This is a genomic window from Amaricoccus macauensis, from assembly GCF_014201905.1.
Classification (GTDB): Bacteria; Pseudomonadota; Alphaproteobacteria; order Rhodobacterales; family Rhodobacteraceae; genus Amaricoccus; species Amaricoccus macauensis.
Genome location: NZ_JACHFM010000004.1, coordinates 189,881 through 211,045 on the forward strand (window position 1 = coordinate 189,881; position 21,165 = coordinate 211,045).

Genomic DNA, 21,165 nt, shown 5'->3' on the forward strand with positions numbered 1-21,165 from the left:
CGTTGCGCACCCGGTATAAGCCATTGAAACATATGGAAATGATCTTTGCGGTCAACCAAGTCGCAATATTGAATAATCCGCTTGCGTGGAACCGAATTCCGGGAGAGATGTGAGTGAATGTCCCGAGGAATGAGCTAGTCACTCGCGCCTCCACCTGACCGGGCGGAGGTCTCCTCCGCCCGGTCCTTTTCCCGGATATCCCTTAGCCGCGCCCGACGTAACGAGTGCCCGTCAGGCCCCCTCGTCAAGCCTCGTGGCCGCCCCAGGGACCGTGGTGGGCGCCGGGCGTGTCGACCCGTTCGAAGCCGTGCGCGCCGAAGAAATCGCGCTGGGCCTGCAGCATGTTCGCGGTGCCGCGCGCGGTGTGCATGGTGTCGAAATAGCCGAGCGCCGCGGCGAGCGCCGGGGTCGGGATCCGGGCGAGCGCGCCGGCGGAGACCACCTCACGCAAGCCGGTTTCGCTGCGCTTCAGGCGGTCGGCGAACTGCGGCGCGAACATGAGGTTCGTCACCTCGCCGCCCTCCATGGCCGTTGCCATGTCGTCGAGCATTGCCGAGCGGATGATGCAGCCCGCGCGCCAGACCCGGGCAATCCCGCCCATGGGCAGGGACCAGCCGTATTCCTTCGACGCGGCCGCGAGCAGGCCGAACCCCTGAGCGTAGCAGGCGATCTTGCCGGCCAGAAGCGCGGCCTCCAGCCGGTCGATCATCCCCTCCGCCGGCACCGGCTTCGCCGGGAGATCGAAGATGCGCGCGCCCTCGGCCCGCTCGGAGACGCGCGAGGAGAGATTGCGCGCCGCCACCGCCGCCTCGATCGCGGTAGCCGGCGCGCCGAGCATCAGCGCCTCGATCGCGGTCCAGCGCCCGGTGCCCTTCTGCCCGGCGCTGTCCTTGATGACGTCGAGCATCGGCTGGCCGGTCTTCGGGTCGATCGCGCGCGAGACCATGCCGGTGATCTCGATCAGGTAGGATTTGAGCGGCCCGCCGTTCCAGCGGTCGAAGACGTCGGCGACCTGGAGCGGCGTCATCCCGAGGCCGTCGCGCATGATGCCGTAGACCTCGGCGATCATTTCCATGTCGGCGTATTCGATGCCGTTGTGGACGGTCTTGACGAAGTGACCCGCCCCGTCCGGCCCCATCCAGTCGGCGCAGGGGCTGGAGCCGAACCGCGCGGCGATCGCCTTGAAGATCGGCGCGACGCGGTCCCATGCCTCCTTCGGGCCACCGCCCATGATGGCGGGGCCGTGGCGCGCGCCCTCCTCGCCGCCGGAGACGCCGACGCCGAGATAGGGCGAGCCGCGCTCCGCCGCGGCAGCCGCCCGGCGGACGGTGTCGTGGAAGTTGGCGTTGCCGCAGTCGATGATCAGGTCATCGGTGTCGAGCAGCGGCAGAAGGTGGTCGATCATCTCGTCGACCGGCGCCCCCGCCGGCACCATGAGAATGATCGCGCGCGGCGTCTTCAGCGCCGCGACGAGCGCCTCCAGCGTCTCGCAGGGTGTGATGCGGGAGCCGAGGTCGCCGGCGTCCGCGACGAATTTCTCCGTGACGCTGGTCGTCCGATTGAAGACCGCGATGTCGAAGCCCTTCTCGGCGATGTTGAGCGCCAGCGCCGCCCCCATCGTCCCGAGTCCGATCAGCCCGATGTCCGCCGCCATGTGGTTCTCCTCCCCCGGATACTCCGGTCGCGGCAGAAATATGGCGGCCGTTCCCCGGTGAGGCAAGGAAACGCCTCAGGGCAGGCCGAGGACGAGCAGAAGGGCGGCGATGGTCACGAAGCCGCCGACGGTGGTCGCGAGCATGACCACTGCGGCCTGCGCCCCCTGATCATATTGCGCGGCGAGGATCGGATAGACGCCCATCACCGGCATGGCCGACATGAGGACGCCCGCGCGCACCATCACCGGGTCGAGCGCCACGCCGAGCGCCCAGAGGATCGCGAAGGCCGCGCTGACCGCCGCCGGCTGGATCAGCAGCTTGCCCGCCGCCACCCAGATCACCCGGAGGCTGCGGGCGGCGCGCGGCACGTCGACGAGCGCGCCACCGATCACCACGAGCGAGATCGCGGCCGACGAGCGGGCGACGAGGTCGATCGCCTGCCCGAGCACCGGCGGCACGGCGATGCCGAGGAGCGTCAGCGCGAGACCCGTCGCGAGGGCGAGCATCAGCGGGTTCGTCGCCACGCCGCGAACCGTGCGCCCCCACGCCGCGCCACCGCGCGAGGCCTCGGCGAGGATCAGCGTCAGCGGGATCAGGATCATGTTTTCCACGATCATGTTCAGCGCCAGTGCCTGATCCGCCACCGCCGGCAGGGCGAGAAGCAGGATCGGATAGCCGAAGAAGCCGCTGTTCGGGCAGGCCGAGCCCATGCCCTCGAAGGTGGCGGCGGCCTTGGACCGGCCGCCGCCCACCGCCACCGCCCAGAAGAGGCCGAAGGTCGCGAGCGAGCCGATGAGGTAGGCCGCCACGTAGCCCGGATCGAACAGCGCCCCGAGGTCGCGCCCGGTGACGGCGCGAAAGATCAGCGCCGGCAGGGCGAGCATCACCACGTAGCGCCCGAGGGCGCGCAGGTCGCTCGCGGCAAAGGCGCCGACGCGCCGGACCACGTAGCCGAGCGCGATGAGGGCGAAGATCGGGCCGGTGATGGCGAAGATGGCGCTCACGCGGGGGCTTTCGGTGTTCGGTGGGTCATGCCGGTCTTCCTGGCGGACCGTATCGGATGGCTCCGGTCCGCGCCAGTGCGGCCCGGGCGAAGGGTCGGCCGCTCAGGCGCCGACGGGCGCCACGTCGGCGCGGCGGCCGGTCTCGATCGAGCGCCAGACCGCGTCCATCACCGCGAGGTTGCGTGCGCCCTCGATGGCGCCCACGTGGGTCGGCGCGCCCTCCTCGACCACGGCGCGGAAGTGCCGGATCTGGCGGGCATAGGGGCTTTCAAAGGGGGCGCTCTCGCGCACGGGTTTCATGGGGACGGTCCAGTCGCGCGGGCCGTCGTGGCGCCAGACTTCGAGGCCAGGCAGGGTGACGGAGGCCTCGGTTCCGACGAAGCGGTGGGAGTCGACGTCGTGGACGGCGAAGCGCGGGCTGTCGCCTGCGGTCAGGTCCCAGCTCCACGGCCCGGCGGCGGTGTCGGAGACGACGAAGGACGCGAGCGCGCCATCGGCGAATTCGAAGGTGATCGCACCGGTGTCCTCGACGGCGAGGCCGCGCGTCGCGCTCGACGAATGGGCCGAGAGCGACACGATTTCGCCGCAGAGGTAGCGCAGCAGGTCGATCTCGTGGATCAGGTTGATGAGGAAGGTGCCGCCGATGCCTGGCGTGCGCCGCCATTCGGGCGCGAAGTAGTCGTCGGGCTTCATGAGGCAGGCGCTGGCGCTGACGCAGACGAGGCGGCCGAGGGTGCCGGCGTCGACGATTTCCTTGGCCTTCTGCAGGACCGGATGGTGCCGCCGGTGGTGTCCGACAAGAACCGCGAGCCCGCTCTCGGCCTGGGCGGCGAGCAGCGCTTCGGCCTCGGCGACGGTGTTGCCGACCGGCTTCTCGACGATCGCGGGCACTCCGGCCGCGAGGCAGTCGAGGGCGATCGGCACGTGGGTCTCGTTCGGGGTCGCGATGATCACGCCGTCCGGCCGCTCGGCGTCGAGAAGCGCCTTGTGGTCGCGATGGTGCGCGGTGCCAAAGCGCGCCGCGAGGGCCGCGCCGCCGTCGAAGGGATCGGCGATGCCCGCGAGCGTGAAGCCTTCGGTTTCGGCAATGGCCTGCGCGTGGGTCGAGCCAATCGCGCCGCCGCCGATCACGGCGAGTCTCATCGTGTGCTCCTGTGAAAATGCGGCGGACGCACCCCTTCGGGTGCGCCCGCCATCCTGTCGGGGCCTCAGCCGGCGAGGGCGGCGTCGACCACCGCCTTCGTCCGCTGCAGGGCGAGGGCCGCGCGGTCCGCGCCGTTCATCCGCTCGGCGAGCTCGTAGTTCGGCAGCTCGATGCTGATGACGGTGTCCGACGGGATCGCCCGGGCGAAGCCCGCGAGGTCGATGCCGCCATCACCCGGCATCAGCCGCGCGCGCCGCGCCACGTCGATCAGCCCGGCGTCGGACCGGTCGTAGTCCTTCGGGCCGTCGCAGAACTGCACGTAGTTGATCCGCTGCCGCGGCATCGCGGCCACTTCGTCGAGCGTGCTCGACGAGCGGTCGAAGTGCAGCGCGTCCACGAGCACGCCGCCGTTCGGCTCGCCGGACGCCTCGACGATCCGCAGCGCGGTCGCGAGGTCCGGGACCCTTGTCCACGGCATGAACTCGAGGTCGACGGTGAGCCCGAAGCTCGCGGCGAGGCGGGCGAGCTTGCCGAAGGACTCGGCGAGGCGCGCCTCTTCCGGGTCGTCGCCGGCGACGAGCACGTTCTTCGCGCCGAGGCGCTGGCCGCGCTCGAAGAACCGCTCGAAGCTCCCGACGTCGGTCTCGGGCTTCAGGCGCACGATCTCGATGTCGGCGACGCCGATGCCGGTGTCGTCGAGCGCCGCCAGCGTGTCAGCCAGAACCCGGTCGTCGGTCAGGAGCGGATAGTCGGCCTCCGCCCCCGGCGCCGCCGGAAGCATCCGGAGCCCGATGAGGTCGTAGCCCGCGGACTTCGCGGCCTTCACCGCTTCCACGGGCGGAAGCTCGAAGACGGTCAGGAACGCCAGTGAGTAGCGATGCGACATGGGGAGGTCTTTCACTTTACTGGAGCGGCGAGAAGGGCAGCGGCATCAGGATCGCGGACGTCATGTCCGGCGTCAGCCAGTCCGGGCCACCCTTGGCCGGCCAGTTGCCGTCGGCGACCGACTGGCCGCGCGCCTTCGCCCGGGCCTCGAGGCTCGGATAGGGCCAGAGCTGGGTGAGACGCGGGGCGCCGTCGAGCGAGTACATCGCGACCGTGAGCGGCGAATACTCGCTGCGCTTCGGCACGGCGCCTTCCCACTTGCCCATGGTCGGCATCAGGCCGTTCAGCTTCATCTTGTAGGTGCGCAGTTCGTAGAACGGGCCGAACTTGCCGGTCTCCACCGGCGGCAGGAAGTCGAGCGGCTTGTAGCTGTCGAACGTGAGGCCGACGAGGTGCTCCATGCAGCCGAAGGGGTTGTCGCTGCGGAGCGCGCGCTCCCGCTCGGCGGCCAGATCCTCGAGGCTGTCGAAGCCGCGCAGGACATAGACCTCGTTCAGCGAGCCGATGTCCGAGCCGAACGCGCCGAGGAGCTTGCCCTTGGCTTCGGGCGCATTGACCCAGGCCTCGATGGCCGGGGCGGCCTTGCCGGCGCCGAAGATCACCGTCTTGAGCGTCGCGATTTCGTAGTAAGTCATCCTGCGTTTTCCCTGGTTGCTTCCGTGGTTTCGTCAAGTCCGGTGACGGGCAGTCCCGCGAGCACCCTGCCCGCGACGTATCCGAAGGTCATGGCCGGCCCGAGGGTGATGCCGCCGCTCGGATAGTTGCCCCCCATGATGCTCGACATGTCGTTGCCGACCGCGAAGAGGCCCGGGATCGTGGCACCATCCTGCTTCAGGACCCGGGCGGCAGCATCCGTCTTGAGCCCCGCGAAGGTTCCGAGGCTGCCGGGAACGATCCTGACCGCAAAGTAGGGGGCGGATACGATCGGGCCGAGCGACGAGTTCTTGCCCTTCGAGATCGGGTCGCCCTGCACCCGGTTGTAGGCGGACTGGCCACGACCGAAGTCCGGATCCTCGCCCTCGACGGCGTTGCGGTTGAACGTCTCCACCGTCGCCTCGAGCGTCGCGGGATCCATTCCGCAGGCCTTCGCGAGATCGGCGATCGAGAGCCCGCGCTTCAGGTAGCCCGACTTGAGGTAGGAACCGAGCGGGAACGGGAAAGGCTTCGCCCAGCCGATGCCCCAGCGGCGCTGCGCCTCATAGTCAGCGATGAGCCATGCCATCGGTTCCGCGCCGACGGGCGTCGCCCGGAGCAGCGCCGCCATGAAGTCGTGGTAGCTGTCCGCCTCGTTCACGAACCGCCGCCCCTGCGCATCGACCGCGATGAAGCCGGGCTTCGCGCGCTCCACGAGGTGCGGATAGCGCCCCACGGTGCCGTCCTTGCGCGGCACGAGCGATACAGGCGCCCAGGCGCCCGGATGCACGAGGTCGTCCGCGACCACTGCGCCGATCGCCTCGGCCATGCGCATACCGTCGCCGGTGTTCGACTCCGGCGCCGCGGAGTGGTGTCCCGTGCCGTCCGGCGCGTGCTCGAACATCGCCGCGATCCGGGCGCGGTCATGCGGGAAGCCGCCGGTCGCGAGCACGACGCCCTTCTCCGCCCGGATCACCCCCGGCACCGTCCCGCCGATCCGGGCACCGACGATGCGCTCGCCCTCGACGAGAAGCGTGTCGGCGGGAGCGTCGGTGCGGATGCGGACCCCTGCGTCGAGGGCGCTGCGGAGCAGCCGCGCCATCAGCGCGTTGCCGTTCACGAGATGCGTCGAGCGGCCGTGGCGGGCGAGATCCAGTCCATGCCGAAGGAACCGCCGCGTCACATGAACGAAGGACGTGGTGGAGCGAAGCCAGTTCACGAAGTGGTTGAGATCGACGCCCGAGGCGATGCCCATGCCGCCGACGGAGATGAGATCGAGCGGCGGGCGAAGCTTTGTCAGCCAGGGACCGAGGGCACGGCCATCGTAGGGCGCGCCCGCGACCGAGCGGCCGCCGGTGACATGGCCGGGGGTGGCATGAAAGTCGGGGATCCGGTTGCCGTCGATGAACGCCACTTCGGTCTCGGCCTCGAAATAGCGCAGCATCTCCGGGCCATTCTCGAGAAAGACCGGGAGCCGCGTATCGCCAGCGGCATTGCCGAGTTCGCTCGCGAGATAGCGCAGGGGCTCGGACGCGTCCTCGACGATCCCGGCCCGCTCGGCGAGCGGGTTGCGCGGAACCCAGAGCCAGCCGCCGGACCAGGCGGAGGTGCCGCCGAGCACCGCCTCCTTCTCGACGACGACGACGCTGAGCCCGGCGCGAGCTGCGACGACTGCCGTCGCGAGGCCGCCGGCGCCGGAGCCTATGACGAGCACGTCACAGGCCGCGGGAAGGGGCGTCCCGTCCTCGGGAGCGGGGATGTTGTTGGGGAGGTTTGTCATGTGTCAGTTGCCAGTTCTGCTTCGAGTTGCAAAGAACCGAGATCCGCGGCTGGCCGCGCCGATCTCGGCAGCGGCCTCCGCGAGCGGTCCGGCCAGTGTCTCCATCCGCGCGGCATCGAGACGAACGCTCGGGCCGGCAATCGAAAGACAGCCGACCACCGCGCCGTTTCCGGTGTCGGGGCCGCCGTCGGAGTCGTCTTCGGGGCGGCGGATCGGCACTGCCATCGCGGCCATTCCGGCGAGATAGCTGTCGATCGCCACGGCGTATCCGCGCTGCCGCGCCTCCGCGAGCCCGGCGAGAAGTTCCTTCGGTCCGCTTGGCGCGTGTGTGCCCGACCCTGCCCGGGTGGGCGTGATGCCCTGCCGCGAGACCGCCATCAGCGCGTCGTCGTCGCTCATGGACGCGAGCCACGCCATGCCGCCGGCCGATGAGGCGAGATGCACCACGACGCCCTGCTCGCGACCGGGATCATAGCGCAGGCCCGTGGTCGCGCCCTGCGCCACGCCGACCCAGACGAGATCCCCCTCGTCTATGACGCTCAGCCGCACCAGCTCGCCCGACTCCGCCGCCATGCGGTCCAGAATCGGCTGCGCCACGTCGGTGATGCCGCTCTGCCCGAGGAAGCTCAGCCCCATGGATGCGAGCTTAATGGTGAGCCCGTAGTCGCCCTGAACCCGGTCCTGCCGCACGTAGCCGAGGCGGGCGAGGTCGTTCAGCAGCCGGTGCGCCCCGCTTGGCGGCATATCGAGGCGCGAGGCGATCGCACCGACCGACATTCCGCCGGGCTGCCGGCAGAGAAGTTCGAGAATTCCCAAGGTGCGTTCCAGTACGCCGCTCATCTGCGACTCTCCGAGTTGTCTGTGAGAGAGTGGTAGCATGGGCCATACGAAATTGGAATAGCATTCTGTTATTGAATGACGGTTCATTTTCCCCCATGCAGAGGGGGCAAATTGCCGAATCGCCGGGCAGACACCTTCTGGCCCTTGCATCGGCACAGCCTCGGGAGGTGGCTCGGATGGATGTGACCCTGACTGGTGAAACTCGACTGTACTATATCGTGGGCGACCCGATCGCTCAGGTGAAGTCCCCGCCCTCGCTGACCGCGATCCTCGTCGAGCGCGGTGCCAATGCGCTCGTCGTGCCGGCGCACGTCTCGACTGCCGATCTCGATCTCTTCATGCGCGCCGCGCGTGCCACCCGGAACGTCGACGGCATCGTCGTCACCGTGCCGCACAAGCTCGCCGCCCTCGCCCACTGCGACGAAGCGACCGAACGCGCGCAGTTCGCCGGGTCGACCAACGTCATGCGCCGTGGCGCGGACGGGGTCTGGCGCGGTGACAACACCGATGGTCAGGGCTACATGGACGGGATCAAGGCCTGCGGCTTCGACGTGGCCGGCAAGACCGCGCTGCTCGTCGGCGCCGGCGGCGCGGGCTCGGCGATCGCCTACGAGATCCTCGCCCGGGGCGCGACGCACCTGAAGATCCACGACATCGACGACGCCCGTCGCGAGCGCATCGTCTCGCGTCTCTCGGAGCGCTTCCCCGGCCGGGTCTCGGTCGGCGACGCCGATCCGAGCGGGGTCGATCTGGTGGCGAACGCCACGCCGCTCGGGATGCGCGAGGGCGATCCGCTGCCGGTCGACACGACGAAGCTGACCTCGAACCAGTTCGTCGCCGACGTGATCACCAAGCCGGAGATCTCGCCCATGCTCGTCGCCGCCCGTGCTCTGGGCTGCGCCACGATGCCGGGTGCCGGCATGTTCAACGCGCAGGCGCAGTTGCTCGTGGACAAGATGCTGACGATGGAAACGGTTTGATCAGGGCCAGACAGACGCCGGCGCGCGCAGATCATGTGGATCTCGCGCTGCCGGGACTGCTTATGCCGCCTGGGCGAAGCTCACCCGGTTTCGCCCGGCTTCCTTCGAGCGATAGAGGGCGGAGTCGGCGCGCTTGATGATCGCCTCGGGATCGGTGTCGGCTGCCGTGGCGATCGCCACGCCGATCGACACCGTCACCTCGACCGCGCCGCCGTCCGGCAGGGGCATCGAGCCCCCCTCGATTGCCCGCCGGATGCGCTCCGCCGCCGCTGCGGCGGCGGTCTGGTCGACGTCCGGCATGGCGACAAAGAATTCCTCGCCGCCAAAGCGCGCCACGAGGTCGACGCCGCGGATATTCTCCTGCAGGCGCCGGGAGAACTCCTTCAGGACGGCGTCGCCCGCATCGTGGCCGAAGCGGTCATTGATCGACTTGAACTTGTCGAGGTCGATCATCATCACCGCAAAGACGCCGTCGGTGTCGTGCGCCCGCTCCATCACCCGCAGCACGTGCTGGCTCGCGTAGCGGCGATTGTAGATGCCGGTCAGCGGGTCGATGGCCGCGAGCTTCAGCCCGTTGCGCAGGTTGGAGCGCAGCCGATCGGAGTAGCGCTTGCGGCGGAGCTGCGAGCGGATGCGGGCGATCAGCTCGGAGATGTCGAACGGCGATTCGATGTAGTCCGACGCCCCGAGGTCGAGGCCCTTCGCCGCCACATGCACGTCGCCGTTCTCGACAACGAGGATCACCGCCGACTGGCGCGTCTCCGGCCGGGACCGCAGCGCCGAGACGAGGCGCAGACCATCGCCGCCCTCGGCCAGCGACTGGTGCACGACGAAGCAGTCGGGCAACTCCATGCGCGCGAGATTGGTCGCCTCGCGCTCGGAATGCGTGACGATCGTCGGGATCGCCAGCCGCGCGGAGAGCTGCTCCGCCCAGAGCGCGCCCTGCGCGTCCGACGGCGGCGCGAGCAGGATCGGCCCGCAGGTGTCGAGGTCCATGTCCGCGCCGATGTCGCCGACGAAGTCCGCGATCCCGAGTTCGCGCGAGGTCATGTCGCGCAGGCGGAGCTCGTCGAACATCATCTTCATGCGCATCAGGTTGCGGACCCGGGCGAAGAGCGCGAGGTCGTTGAACGGCTTCGACAGGAAGTCGTCGGCACCGGCATCGAGGCCGCGGATCCGCTCCTCGGGGGTGTCGAGGGCGGTGACCATGATGACCGGGATGTGCGCCGTCTCCTCGCGCGCCTTCAGCGCCTCGCAGACTTCGAAGCCGTCCATGTCGGGCATGAGAACGTCGAGCATCACCATGTCGGGCTGCTCGCTGCGGGCCATCTGCAGGGCCTGGGCGCCGTTTTCGGCAACGACGACGTCATAGTAGGCGGAGGACAGCTTGGCCCGCAGGAGGAGCCGGTTCGTGGCGACATCATCCACAACCAACACTCGACCCGACATCCGGACGCCTCCCTCTTGAGCACTCAGGCTCGTCGGAGCGACCATGGGGCGACTGTATTAACAAAAGGTAACCGGCGGCGTCCGAATTGGCCGAAGCCGCCCGGCAGGCGGGGCATTATCCAACGGTATTCAATGTTTTAATCGTATTCCGAGACTCCGTGCCCTCCCGGTGCCGTCATCGCGTCGATCTCGGCCCGGTGGCGCAGCATCGTCCGGAAGACCGCCCAGTCGCGCGCGTAGCGGCTAGCGCCGCGAGGCTCGCGTCGCTGGCCACCCTGATGCATGGCACGGGCCGCGGCTTCGAGGGAGGGATGCAGGCGCGCGGCGGTCGCGGCGGCCATCGCCGAGCCGAGGAGCACGGCGTCGGGCGCCGCCGGCTCGACGATCGTCCGGCCGGTCGCGTCGGCGTAGAGTTCCATGAGCAGGGGGTTGCGGACGTGCCCGCCGGTGACGTGCAGTGCGCGGGTGCCAAAGCCGGCCGCGTCGAAGGTGTCGAGGATGTGCCGGAGCCCGAGTGCGAGCGCGACAGAGGTGCGCCAGTAGAGCCGGCAGACCCCGTCGAAGGAGGCATCGAACGCCAGGCCGGAGATGACGCCGAGGGCGTCGGGGTCGGCGAGGGGCGAGCGGTTGCCGTGGAAGTCCGGCAACACGTTGAGGCGGGGCGCAAGGTCGGGCTCCCCGGCGCGAAGCGCGCCGATCCGGACGATGACGCGGGCGTGCAGCTCCGGCGTCGGGACTTCACCATGCAGGCGCAGCAGGTGGTCGAGGAGCGCGCCGGACACCGACTGGCCGCCCTCGGTGAGCCAGAGGCCGGGCAGGATGACGCCGAGCTGTGGCCCCCAGAGGCCCGGGACCAGCCGTCGCTCCGTCGCGAGCGCCATCAGGCAGGACGATGTCCCGGCGACGAGCACGAGGTCTTGTGCCATCTCCGGCGTGCCCGCGAGATGGCCGAGCACGCCGAGGGCACCCGCGTGGGCGTCAATCAGCCCGGTCGCCACCCGGGTCTCCGGCGCGAGGCCGAGCGCGGTTGCGGCCTCCGGCAGCAGCGGCCCGAGGTCGGTGCCGGGCGCTGTGCCCTCCGCCGGCAGCCCGGCGCGGGCGGGCAGGTCGGCGAGGTCCATCGCGTCGAGGAAATCGGCCGGCCGGCCGGGGCGGAGGTGGCTGCGATACCCCCACTTGCACGCCAGCGTGCAGAGCGAGCGCGCGGGCGTCCCGGTGGCCCGCCACGCGAGGAAGTCCGTGAGGTCGAACGCCGTCCCGAGCCGCGACCACGTGGCCGGCAGGTGCCGCTTCAGCCACATGAGCTTCGGGATCTGCATCTCGGGCGACATGGCGCCGCCGAGATCGTCGAGCACCGGATGGCCCGAAGCGGTGCACACCGCCGCCTCGGCGCGGGCGCGGTGGTCGTACCACGAGATGGTGTCGGAGCGGTCGTCGCCGTGCGGCCCGGCAGCGAGCGGCGCGCCGGCCCGGTCGCGCAGGACGAGGCTGCAGGTCGCATCGAAGGCCAGCCCGGCGATCCGGGCCGGGCCCGCCCCGGCCTCGGCCCGGGCATCAGTCAGTGCTGCGCCACAGGCGCTCCAGATTGCTTCGCTGCACTGCTGCGACTGGCCGCCGATGTCGGTGCGGGTCTCGATGGGCGCCTCGGCCCGGCCGAGCAGGCGCCCCGCACGGTCAAAGACGCCCGCCCGGGCACTGCCGGTGCCGACGTCGACGGCGGCGACGAGATCAGCCGGCGAGGACATCGAGGAGCGCCGGCATCCGGTCGATGATCACGTCAGGCCTGAGGCGCGCCACGTCGGCCCGGTGCCGGTCGGAGGCCGCATGGCTGCCGCCGGTGAAGGCGACCACACGCATCCCGGCGGCTTGCGCCGCCATGATCCCGGCGGGGCTGTCCTCGACCACGAGGCAGTCGGCGGGCTCATGGCCGAGCCGCTCGGCGGCGAAGAGGAAGAGGTCGGGCGCGGGCTTGCCGTGCTTGACCATGGTCGAGGAGAACACCCTGCCCTCGAACCGCGACCAGAGGCCGGTGATGCGGAGCGAGAGTTCGATCCGCTCCGGCTGCGACGAGGAGGCGACGCAGTAGGGAGCGGCGAGCGCGTCGAGGGTCGCGGCGATGCCCGGGATCGGTTGAAGCTCGGCGCGAAACGCCGCGTAGAGATCGCGGCGCATGTCGTCGAGCGCCGCGTCACTGACGCTGAGGCCGTGGTCGCGCGCGAGGATCTCGCGCGTGGTGGCAAGCGAGCGGCCGAGGAAGAACTCGTCGGCCTCGTCCGGCGAGAGGACGAGCCCGGCCGAGGCGAGCGTGGCGAGCAGCAGGCGCAGCGAAATCGGCTCGCTGTCCACCAGCACCCCGTCGCAGTCGAAGATGACGAGCCCCGGCCGCGCCATCAGCGGCCGAGATACCGCTCGAGCGTCGCCGCCGTGCCGTCGGCCCAGAGCGCGCGGAGCCAGCCGGCGAAGGCGTCGCGGAAGGCGGGCGCGTCGGCCGCGTCGCCGTAGATGTCGCGCATGTCGAGCCACGCGCCCGGGTCGGTCTTCGCGCGCTGCGCGGTTTCGCTCAGGCGGTCCCAGATCGGGTCGTTCGGTTCGATCACCGCGCCCGAGTCCGTCGTCCCGGCGCAGTAGCGGCACCAGAGCGCGCTTTCGAGGGCGAGGCCATCGACGGCGAGGCCCTGCGCCAGCCGGTCGGCGATCGAGGGGATGATGAACTTCGGCTGGCGGTTGGAGCCGTCGAAGCAGAGCCTGCGGATGGTGTCGCCGATCTTCGGGTTGGCGAAGCGCCGCTCGATGATGTCGAAGTACTGCGCGGGCTCCATCCCCGGCACCGACGGCACGATCGGTACGACTTCCTCCAGCTCCACCTTGCGCAGGAAGTCGCGCACCAGCGGATGCTCCATGCCTTCGTGGACGAAGTGGATGTCGAGAAGCCCGGCGGGATAGGCGATCATCGCGTGCCCGGCGTTGAGGATGCGCAGCTTCATCATCTCGAACGGCGTCACGTCCTCGACGAACTGCGCGCCCACCTCCTCGAAGGCCGGGCGGCCGGCGGGGAAGTTGTCCTCGATCACCCACTGGATGAAGTCCTCAGCGAAGACCGGCCACGCATCGTCGATGCCGTAGGTCTCGCGGGTGATCTGGCGCTCGCGGTCGGTCGTGACGGTGGCAATGCGGTCGACCATGGCGTTCGGGAACGCCACGCTGTCGCGCACCCAGTCGGCGAAGCCCGCGTCCTGCGCGGCGGCGAGGCCCGCCACCGCATCACGGCAGACCCGGCCGTTGTGGGGGACGTTGTCGCAGGAAAGCACGGTGAAGGGCGGCACGCCGGCGGCGCGGCGCGCCTTCAGGCCGGCGAGAATCAGGCCGAAGACCGTCTTCGGGTCGTCCGGGTTCGCCGCATCGGCGGCGATCGCCGGGTTCTCGGGGTCGAATTTGCCGGTCGCCGGGTTCACGAAGTAGCCGCCTTCGGTCACGGTCAGCGTCACGATGCGGATCGCCGGGTCGGCAAGCGCCCTGACGATCGCCGGGCCGTCCATCGGCGGCAGGAAGTCGGTCATCACCCCGGTCACCCGCGCCGAGGACACGTCCGCCGACTGTTCGACGACGGTGGTGAGCCAGTCCTGTCCGGCGAGCGCGTCACGCATCTTCACGTCGTAGGGCGTGACGCCCGCGCCGACGATCGCCCAGTCCCGGTCGCGGCCGGCGTTCATCAGCCGGTCGAGGTAGACCTGAAGGTGCGCCCGGTGGAAGTTGCCGACGCCGAAGTGCACGATGCCGGCGGAGAGATCGCCGCGCGCGTAGGCGGGGCGCTCGACCCCGGCGGGCAGGCTGTCGAGACTGGCGAGGGAAAGCGGCGTCGTGGTGGCCATGGAGAAGCCCTCTCAGATGGTGCGGAGCATGCCGCCGTCGACGAAATAATTGCCGCCCACCGCGTAGGACGCGCGGGGCGAGCAGAGAAACACCATGAAGTCGGCGAGCTCCTCCACGGTGCCGAAGCGCTTGATCGCCGCGTGCTCGTCGGCGACGGACTGGAGATAGCCCTCCCAGTCGCCGCCCGTGTCGGCGGTGAGTTGGGTCGCGGTCTTCTTCCAGTCCGGCGTGAGGATGAGGCCGGGGCTGACGGTGTTGACGCGGATGCCTTGCGGGATGAATTCGGTCGCCATGGTCTTCGAGAGCATGACGAGGGCGGCCTTGGTCACGTTGTAGATCGGCTCGTACCAGAGCGGCTGCGTGGCGCAGATCGAGGCGTTGTTGAGGATCGCCCCGCCGCCGCGCGCTGCCATCATCGGCGCCAGACCGCGGGCGAGGCGCACCGCGGCCATGACGTGCAGATCCCAGTAGGCCTGCCACTTCTCGTCCGGCGCTTCGAGGATCGTCTCGTTCGAGCCGGTGCCGGCGTTGTTGACGAGGATGTCCGCGCCGCCGAAATCGGTGCGCGCCGCCTCGACGAGGCTGGCGCAACCTGCCGCCGTGCTCACGTCGCAGGCGTGGCCGACGACGTTGACGCCGAATTCCTGCGTGAGGCCGGCGGCGGCACCGACCACGCGCTCGCGGTCGCGGGCGGCGATCAGCACGTTCGCCCCCTCACGGGCGAAGGCGCGCGCGACGCCGAGGCCGATCCCGATGCTGCCGCCGGTGACGACGGCGACCTTTCCACTCAGATCAAGATCCATTTCAGCTGAACCACTGTCCGCCGTCGACGTTGTACGTCTGGGCAAGGATGTAATCGGCGTCCTTCGAGGCGAGGAACACCGCCATGCCGGTCAGATCGTCCGCCGTGGCCATCCGGCCGTAGGGGACGCTCTCGCCGACGATCCGCTTCTTCTCGCCGAGGGGACGGTTCTCGTGCTTCGCGAAGAGCGCGTCGACGCCGTCCCAGTGCTCGCCGTCGACGACGCCGGGCGCGATGGCGTTCACGTTGATGCGGTGCTCGATCAGGTTCATCGCCGCCGACTGGGTCAGGCTGATGACCGCCGCCTTTGTGGCGCAGTAGACGGCGACCAGCGCCTCGCCGCGGCGGCCGGCCTGGCTCGCCATGTTGATGATCCGCCCGCCGCGGCCCTGGGCGATCATCTGTTTCGCCGCCGCCTGCATGCAGAAGAGCGTGCCGCCGACGTTGATGCGGAACAGCCGCTCATAGCTCTCGCGGGTGATCTCGACGATGGGCGCGAGGTCGAAGAGCGCGGCGTTGTTGATCAGGATGTCGAGCCCGCCCGCTCGCTTCACCACTGAGGCGAAGGCCGCGTCGATCGACGCCTGATCGGTCACGTCGAGCTTCACCGCGTAGGCCTGCGGGCCGATCGCGGCGGCGGTTTCTTCCGCGCGCTCCATGTTGATGTCGCCGATCGCGACCGTCGCACCCTCCGCCACGTAGGCTTTGGCGAAGGCCGCGCCGATGCCGCGCGCTGCCCCGGTGATGAGCGCGGACTTGCCTTCCAGTCGCATTGTCAGAGTGCCTTTCCGTTCGCGTCGAAGCGGTGGATCTTCGCGGGCTCCGGGGTCAGGAACACCACATCGCCGTGGCTGACCCGGATCTCGCCGTCCGCCCGCACGTTGATCGTGCCGTGGTCGTCGGTGTGGACGTGGAGGAAGGTGTCCGAGCCGAGGTGTTCGGCGACGCCGACGACGCCGCGCCATGCGCCGTTGGTGACGGTGATCTTCATGTGCTCCGGCCGGACGCCGATCGTCTTCGCGCCCATCGCCTCGGCCGCCTTGCCTTCGACGAAGTTCATCTTCGGGCTGCCGATGAAGCCCGCGACGAAGAGGTTCTTCGGGCTGCGGTAGAGGTCGAGCGGCGAGCCCACCTGCTCGATGTTGCCGGCGTTCAGGACGACGATCTTGTCGGCCATGGTCATCGCCTCCACCTGATCGTGGGTGACGTAGATCATGGTCTTGCCCAGCGACTGGTGCAGCTCGGAGATTTCGAGGCGCATGGTGCCGCGGAGCGCCGCGTCGAGGTTCGAGAGCGGCTCGTCGAAGAGGAATGCCGACGGCTGGCGCACGATCGCGCGGCCGATCGCCACGCGCTGCCGCTGGCCGCCCGAGAGCTGCCCGGGCTTGCGTTCGAGATAGTTCGAGAGGTTGAGGATGCGCGCGGCGTTCGCGACCTTCTTGTCGATCTCGGCCTGGCTCTCGCCCGCCATCTTGAGCGGGAAGGCGATGTTCTTCGCCACGGTCATGTGCGGGTAAAGCGCGTAGGACTGAAAGACCATGGCGAGCTTGCGCTTCGCCGGGGCCTCGTTCGTCACGTCGCGGCCGTCGATCGAGATCGTGCCGCTCGTCATGTCCTCGAGCCCGGCGATCAGGCGCAGCAGCGTGGACTTGCCGCAGCCCGAGGGGCCGACGAAGACGACGAACTCGCCGTCCTCGATGTCGAGGTTGAGCTTCGGGATGATGTTGGTCGCACCGAAGGCCTTGTGGACGTCGCGGAGCTGGATGGTGCCCATGGCGGTGTTTCCCCCGAGATTACTTCACGGCGCCGAAGGTCAGGCCGCGGACGAGCTGCTTCTGGCTGAACCAGCCCATGATCAGGATCGGCGCGATCGCCATGACCGACGCCGCCGAGAGCTTGGCCCAGAACAGTCCCTGCGGACTGGAGAAGCTGGCGATGAAGGCGGTGAGCGGCGCCGCGTTGGTGGTGGTGAGGCGGATCGTCCAGAAGGACTCGTTCCAGGCGAGGATGATGTTGAGCAGGAGCGTCGAGGCGATACCCGGCACCGCCATCGGCGTCAGCACATGCCAGATCTCGCCCCAGAGGTTCGCCCCGTCCATGCGCGCGGCCTCGAGGATCTCGCCCGGGATCTCGCGGAAGTAGGTGTAGAGCATCCAGACGATGATCGGCAGGTTGATGAGCATGAGCAGCACGGTCATGCCGATCCGGCTGTCCATGATCCCGAGCCTGAGGAAGATCAGGTAGATCGGCACCAGCACCGCCGCCGCCGGCATCATCTTGGTCGAGAGCATCCACATCAGCACGTCCTTGGTGCGCTTCGTGGGTGAGAACGCCATCGCCCACGCCGCCGGGATGCCGATGAGGAGCCCGAGCACGGTCGAGCCGACCGCGAGCACCACGGAGTTCGTGAACGGCTTGATGTAGTTCTGCTGGTTCTGGACCTCGCGGTAGCTCTCGAGGCTGAACGACGGGATGAGGTTGAAGCCGGCGATCGCCTCGCCCTCGGTCTTCAGGCTGGTGATGATCGTGTAGAGGATCGGGAAGAAGATGAGGAGAGCAACCACCCAGGCAGCGATCGTGTAGCTCACCCGGGTGCTGGTCTTGACGGCACGGGCCATGGTTGTCCCCCCTCAGTCCAGGTTCTTGCCGACGGCGCGCATCAGGAAGATCGCGACGATGTTGGCGATGATGACGGCGACGACGCCCCCGGCCGCGGCCCCGCCCACGTCCTGATTGAGGAGCGCGGCGCGGTAGATCAGGAACGGCAGGTTGGTGGAGGCATAGCCCGGGCCACCGTTGGTGGTGACGAGGATCTCGGCATAGACCCCGAGCAGGAAGATCGTCTCGATCAGGATGACGATGGTGATCGCCCGCGACATGTGCGGCAGCGTCAGGTAGCGGAAGCGCGAGAACGCGCTGGCGCCGTCCATCTCGGCCGCCTCCTTCTGCTCGCCATCGAGCGATTGCAGCGAGGTGAGCAGGATGAGTGCGGCAAACGGCAGCCACTGCCACGCGACGATGAGGATGATCGAGAAGAGCGGGTAGGACGCGAACCAGTCTACGGGCTGCAGGCCGAAGAACTTGGCGATATCCGCCGCGACCCCGTAGCCCGGGTGCAGGATCATGTTCTTCCAGACCAGTGCCGCCACCGGCGGCATGACGAAGAACGGCGAGATCACGAGGATCCGCACGAGGCCCTGGCCGAAGATCGGCTGGTCGATGAGCAGCGCGACGCCGATGCCGCCGACCACGCTGATCGCGAGCACGCCGAGCACGATCGCGAGCGTGTTGCGGATCGCCTGCCAGAACGCGGGATCGGTGAGGAAATACTGATAGTTCTCGAAGCCGGCCCAGCCGCCCGCGGCGGGGTTCAGCAGGTTGTAATAGCGAAACGAGAAATAGACCGTCATCGCCAGCGGCACGATCATCCAGATGAAAAGGACGACGATCGCCGGAAGCCGCATGAGGCGCGCGATGCTCGCGGTCTGGCGGGTGGCCATGGGAAATCCCTCCCGTCGGATGTCCTGAGGAGACGAACCCGCCCGGGAAGACGCCCGCGGCGGGTTCGATCGGAGGAGGTGCTACCGGCCGTAGCCGGCGCGGCGCATCTCGCGCTCGGTCGTCGACTGGGCCTGCGCCAGTGCGTCATCGACGCTCGACTGCCCGGCGATGACCGCGGCGACGAGCTGGCCGACGGTGGTGCCGATCGACTGGAACTCCGGGATCGCCACGAACTGGCCACCGGTGTAGGGCACGGGCTTCACGGACGGCTTGGTGATGTCGGCCGCATCCATCGCTTCCTTGGCCTTCGCCGCGAACGGCGCCGCGTCGAGGTAGTTCTGGTTCTCGTAGAGCGAGGTCCGCGTCCCCGGGGGCACGTTCACCCAACCCTCCTTGCCCGCGACCATCTCGGTGTAGGCCTTGTCGGTCGCCCACTCGATGAAGGTCTTGGCCGCATCGGCGTTCTTCGAGCTGGTCGGGATCGCGAGGTTCCACGACCAGAGCCAGTTGCCGTGATTGTCGACGCCATCCTTGTGCGGGTAGATCGCGAAGGCGACCTTGTCGGCCACCGTCGACTGCTTCGGGTCGGAGACGAACGAGCCGGCGGACGTCGCGTCGATCCACATGCCGCACTTGCCCTGCTGGAACAGCGTCAGGTTCTCGTTGAAGCCGTTCGACGAGGCGCCCTGCGGCCCTGCGTCCTTCATCAGGTCGGCGTAGAACTGCAGGGTTTCCTTCCACTCCGGCTGGTCGAACTGCGGTGTCCACGTCTCGTCGAACCAGCTCGCGCCGAAGCTGTTCGCCATCGAGGCGACGAGCGCCATGTTCTCGCCCCACCCGGCCTTGCCGCGCAGGCAGATGCCGTTGATGCCGGCCGAGCGATCGGTCATCTTGCGTGCCGCGTCGCCGACGAATTCCCATGTCGGGTCATCGGGCATGGTGAGCCCGGCCTTCTCGAGCAGGTCGGTGCGGTACATGAGGAACGCGGACTCGCCGTAGAACGGCGCGCCATAGAGCTTGTCGTCGACCGTCAGGCCGCCACGGATCGCCGGCAGCATGTCGTCGACATCGTAGTCCGCGGAGAACTCGAGCGGCAGGAGCCAGCCCTGCTTGCCCCAGATCGGCACTTCGTAGTTGCCGATCGTCAGGATGTCGTACTGGCCGCCGCCGGTGGCGATGTCGGTCGTGACACGCTCGCGGAGGATGTTCTCCTCCAGCGTGACCCAGTTGACTTCGATGTCCGGGTGCGCCGCGTTGAACTCCGAGGTCAGCCCCTGCATGCGGATCATGTCGCCGTTGTTGACCGTGGCGATGGTGATGGCAGCGGCGTTTGCCGAGACGGTGAACGCGAGAGCGGAAGCCGCCCCCATCAGAATGGGTGTGAGACGCATGATTCCTCCGTTGGAACCGTTCAATCACGGTTGTTGTTGATTGAGGCCCACCGTCGCAAGATTCCGCCAATCTGTCAACGGCAAAGTGGGCAAACGCCCACTCGCCGGGCAAGTGATTGATAATCGAATGCCGATTACCCGTGCTCCGTCATGCGTCGGCGAGCAATCCTTCCGCCGTCGCCTCATCGGTGATGAGGCCATTCACCAGGCCGCCGCGGAGTGCCGCGGCGATAGCCGGACGCTTGCTGCGGCCCTTGGCAAGCGCAATCACCGTGCTGCGCGTCCGGTCGGGGATCGGTGCGCTCGCGGTGCGTGTGTTGGCGCCATTTTCGAGCAACCGCCCGTCGCGATCGAAGATCCAGCCGCAGATCTCGCCGACCGCACCGGCCGCGCGCTCGGCCGCGAGGTCCTCCCCGGTCAGGAACTTGTCGAGGAACAGCGGCGCCTCCTCGTTCATCTCGCCGATGCCGACGAACGCCACGTCGGCAGTGCTGGCGAGCGCGAGCGTCGAGCGAAGCAGGCTCTGTTGCCGCATCAGCGCCCGCTCCTCCGGCGAGGCGAGATAGACCGGGAGGGTCATGGGAAAGTGCCGCGCGTCCACCACCTCGGCCATGGAAAATATCACATTATAATATGCTGCCGTGCCGTCCGGCCCGACGTTGCCAGTTAGCGAGACAATGCAGTGCTGACGGCATTCGATCGGCGGCAGATGCTCGATCGCGGCCTTGAGGGTGCGCCCGGTGCCGACCGCCATCACGATCGGCTGCTCGCGTTTCAGCCAGCGGGTGATCTCCGCCGCCGCCGCGTCGGCGATGCCGACAGTGCCCCCGTCGCTGCCCGGGTCGGTCGGGACGACCTCGGCGCGCAGCAGGCCGTAGCGGTCGGTCAGCGCCTTCGCGAGATCGAGGCAGCGGGCGATCGGATGCTCGATCCAGACCCGGACCAGCTTTTCCGAGACCGCGAGCGACACGAGGCGCTGGGCCACCTGGCGCGAGATGCCCATTTCGGCGGCGATCTCGTCCTGGGTGCGGCCGGCGATGTAGTAGAGCCAGCCCGCGCGTGCCGCGTCGTCGAGACGTTTCAGCGAACCCCTTCTCCGGGCCATTCCCTCACCTGCACTGCGCAATTGCCCGGAGTTTAGGCAAGTGCGCAAGTCGTGCAAGCGGTTGTGAGTGGCCGGCCGCAATGGCCCGATGTGATGGCGTGAGGGGATCCTCTAATGAATCCATGG

Annotated in this window: 19 protein-coding genes; 1 reads left to right on the plus strand and 18 read right to left on the minus strand. The window is 68.8% G+C overall.

The window, feature by feature from the left end; all coding sequences use genetic code 11:
• Positions 1-244: 244 nt before the first annotated feature.
• From gndA to HNP73_RS18320, 7 genes are all read right to left on the minus strand, one after another.
• Complete coding sequence (gndA, locus tag HNP73_RS18290; RefSeq protein ID WP_184153258.1) at positions 245-1,654, minus strand: NADP-dependent phosphogluconate dehydrogenase; 1,410 nt, start codon at positions 1,652-1,654, stop codon at positions 245-247.
• 75 nt (positions 1,655-1,729) lie between these two features.
• Positions 1,730-2,659, minus strand: coding sequence for an AEC family transporter (locus HNP73_RS18295; RefSeq protein WP_184153262.1), 930 nt, complete (start codon positions 2,657-2,659; stop codon positions 1,730-1,732).
• 102 nt (positions 2,660-2,761) lie between these two features.
• Positions 2,762-3,802, minus strand: coding sequence for a Gfo/Idh/MocA family protein (locus HNP73_RS18300; RefSeq protein WP_184153265.1), 1,041 nt, complete (start codon positions 3,800-3,802; stop codon positions 2,762-2,764).
• Between the two features lie 65 nt (positions 3,803-3,867).
• Positions 3,868-4,689 (minus strand): sugar phosphate isomerase/epimerase family protein, encoded by an 822-nt coding sequence (locus HNP73_RS18305; RefSeq protein ID WP_184153268.1) that lies wholly within the window; start codon positions 4,687-4,689, stop codon positions 3,868-3,870.
• A 16-nt stretch (positions 4,690-4,705) separates the two neighbouring features.
• Positions 4,706-5,323 (minus strand): NIPSNAP family protein, encoded by a 618-nt coding sequence (locus HNP73_RS18310; RefSeq protein ID WP_184153271.1) that lies wholly within the window; start codon positions 5,321-5,323, stop codon positions 4,706-4,708.
• Positions 5,320-7,101 carry an FAD-dependent oxidoreductase gene (locus tag HNP73_RS18315; RefSeq protein ID WP_184153274.1) on the minus strand — a complete coding sequence of 594 codons (1,782 nt, stop codon included), beginning with the start codon at positions 7,099-7,101 and terminating at the stop codon, positions 5,320-5,322. The genes HNP73_RS18310 and HNP73_RS18315 overlap by 4 nt, the downstream gene beginning before the upstream one ends.
• A gap of 3 nt (positions 7,102-7,104) precedes the next feature.
• Positions 7,105-7,941 carry an IclR family transcriptional regulator gene (locus tag HNP73_RS18320; RefSeq protein ID WP_184153277.1) on the minus strand — a complete coding sequence of 279 codons (837 nt, stop codon included), beginning with the start codon at positions 7,939-7,941 and terminating at the stop codon, positions 7,105-7,107.
• Between the two features lie 176 nt (positions 7,942-8,117).
• Here HNP73_RS18320 and HNP73_RS18325 point away from each other — a divergent pair, with 176 nt between their 5' ends.
• The gene (locus tag HNP73_RS18325) at positions 8,118-8,921 is read left to right on the plus strand and encodes a shikimate dehydrogenase family protein (protein WP_184153280.1); all 804 of its coding nucleotides are present in this window, start codon (positions 8,118-8,120) and stop codon (positions 8,919-8,921) included.
• A 60-nt stretch (positions 8,922-8,981) separates the two neighbouring features.
• Here HNP73_RS18325 and HNP73_RS18330 read toward each other — a convergent pair whose 3' ends face one another.
• From HNP73_RS18330 to HNP73_RS18380, 11 genes are all read right to left on the minus strand, one after another.
• Positions 8,982-10,358: a PleD family two-component system response regulator gene (locus HNP73_RS18330; RefSeq protein WP_343063367.1), complete on the minus strand. Its 1,377-nt coding sequence runs from the start codon at positions 10,356-10,358 to the stop codon at positions 8,982-8,984.
• A 149-nt stretch (positions 10,359-10,507) separates the two neighbouring features.
• Entirely contained in the window at positions 10,508-12,115 is a 1,608-nt protein-coding gene (locus tag HNP73_RS18335; protein ID WP_184153286.1) for an FGGY-family carbohydrate kinase, read from the minus strand.
• Entirely contained in the window at positions 12,099-12,761 is a 663-nt protein-coding gene (locus HNP73_RS18340; protein ID WP_184153289.1) for an HAD family hydrolase, read from the minus strand. Before HNP73_RS18340 ends, HNP73_RS18335 begins: the two co-directional genes overlap by 17 nt.
• A complete protein-coding gene (locus HNP73_RS18345; protein WP_184153293.1) occupies positions 12,761-14,239 on the minus strand; it encodes a mannitol dehydrogenase family protein in 1,479 nt (492 codons plus the stop codon). The genes HNP73_RS18340 and HNP73_RS18345 overlap by 1 nt, the downstream gene beginning before the upstream one ends.
• A 12-nt stretch (positions 14,240-14,251) precedes the next feature.
• Entirely contained in the window at positions 14,252-15,043 is a 792-nt protein-coding gene (locus HNP73_RS18350; RefSeq protein ID WP_184153296.1) for an SDR family NAD(P)-dependent oxidoreductase, read from the minus strand.
• 1 nt (position 15,044) lies between these two features.
• On the minus strand, positions 15,045-15,815 hold the full coding sequence (locus HNP73_RS18355) for an L-iditol 2-dehydrogenase (protein WP_184153299.1): 771 nt from the start codon (positions 15,813-15,815) through the stop codon (positions 15,045-15,047).
• A gap of 2 nt (positions 15,816-15,817) precedes the next feature.
• Complete coding sequence (locus HNP73_RS18360) at positions 15,818-16,816, minus strand: ABC transporter ATP-binding protein (protein ID WP_184153302.1); 999 nt, start codon at positions 16,814-16,816, stop codon at positions 15,818-15,820.
• A 19-nt stretch (positions 16,817-16,835) separates the two neighbouring features.
• Complete coding sequence (locus HNP73_RS18365; protein WP_184153306.1) at positions 16,836-17,660, minus strand: carbohydrate ABC transporter permease; 825 nt, start codon at positions 17,658-17,660, stop codon at positions 16,836-16,838.
• 12 nt (positions 17,661-17,672) lie between these two features.
• Positions 17,673-18,542 carry a carbohydrate ABC transporter permease gene (locus tag HNP73_RS18370; protein WP_184153309.1) on the minus strand — a complete coding sequence of 290 codons (870 nt, stop codon included), beginning with the start codon at positions 18,540-18,542 and terminating at the stop codon, positions 17,673-17,675.
• A gap of 81 nt (positions 18,543-18,623) precedes the next feature.
• Complete coding sequence (locus tag HNP73_RS18375; RefSeq protein WP_184153312.1) at positions 18,624-19,934, minus strand: ABC transporter substrate-binding protein; 1,311 nt, start codon at positions 19,932-19,934, stop codon at positions 18,624-18,626.
• Between the two features lie 148 nt (positions 19,935-20,082).
• Positions 20,083-21,039 (minus strand): sugar-binding transcriptional regulator, encoded by a 957-nt coding sequence (locus HNP73_RS18380; protein ID WP_184153315.1) that lies wholly within the window; start codon positions 21,037-21,039, stop codon positions 20,083-20,085.
• Positions 21,040-21,165: the final 126 nt, after the last annotated feature.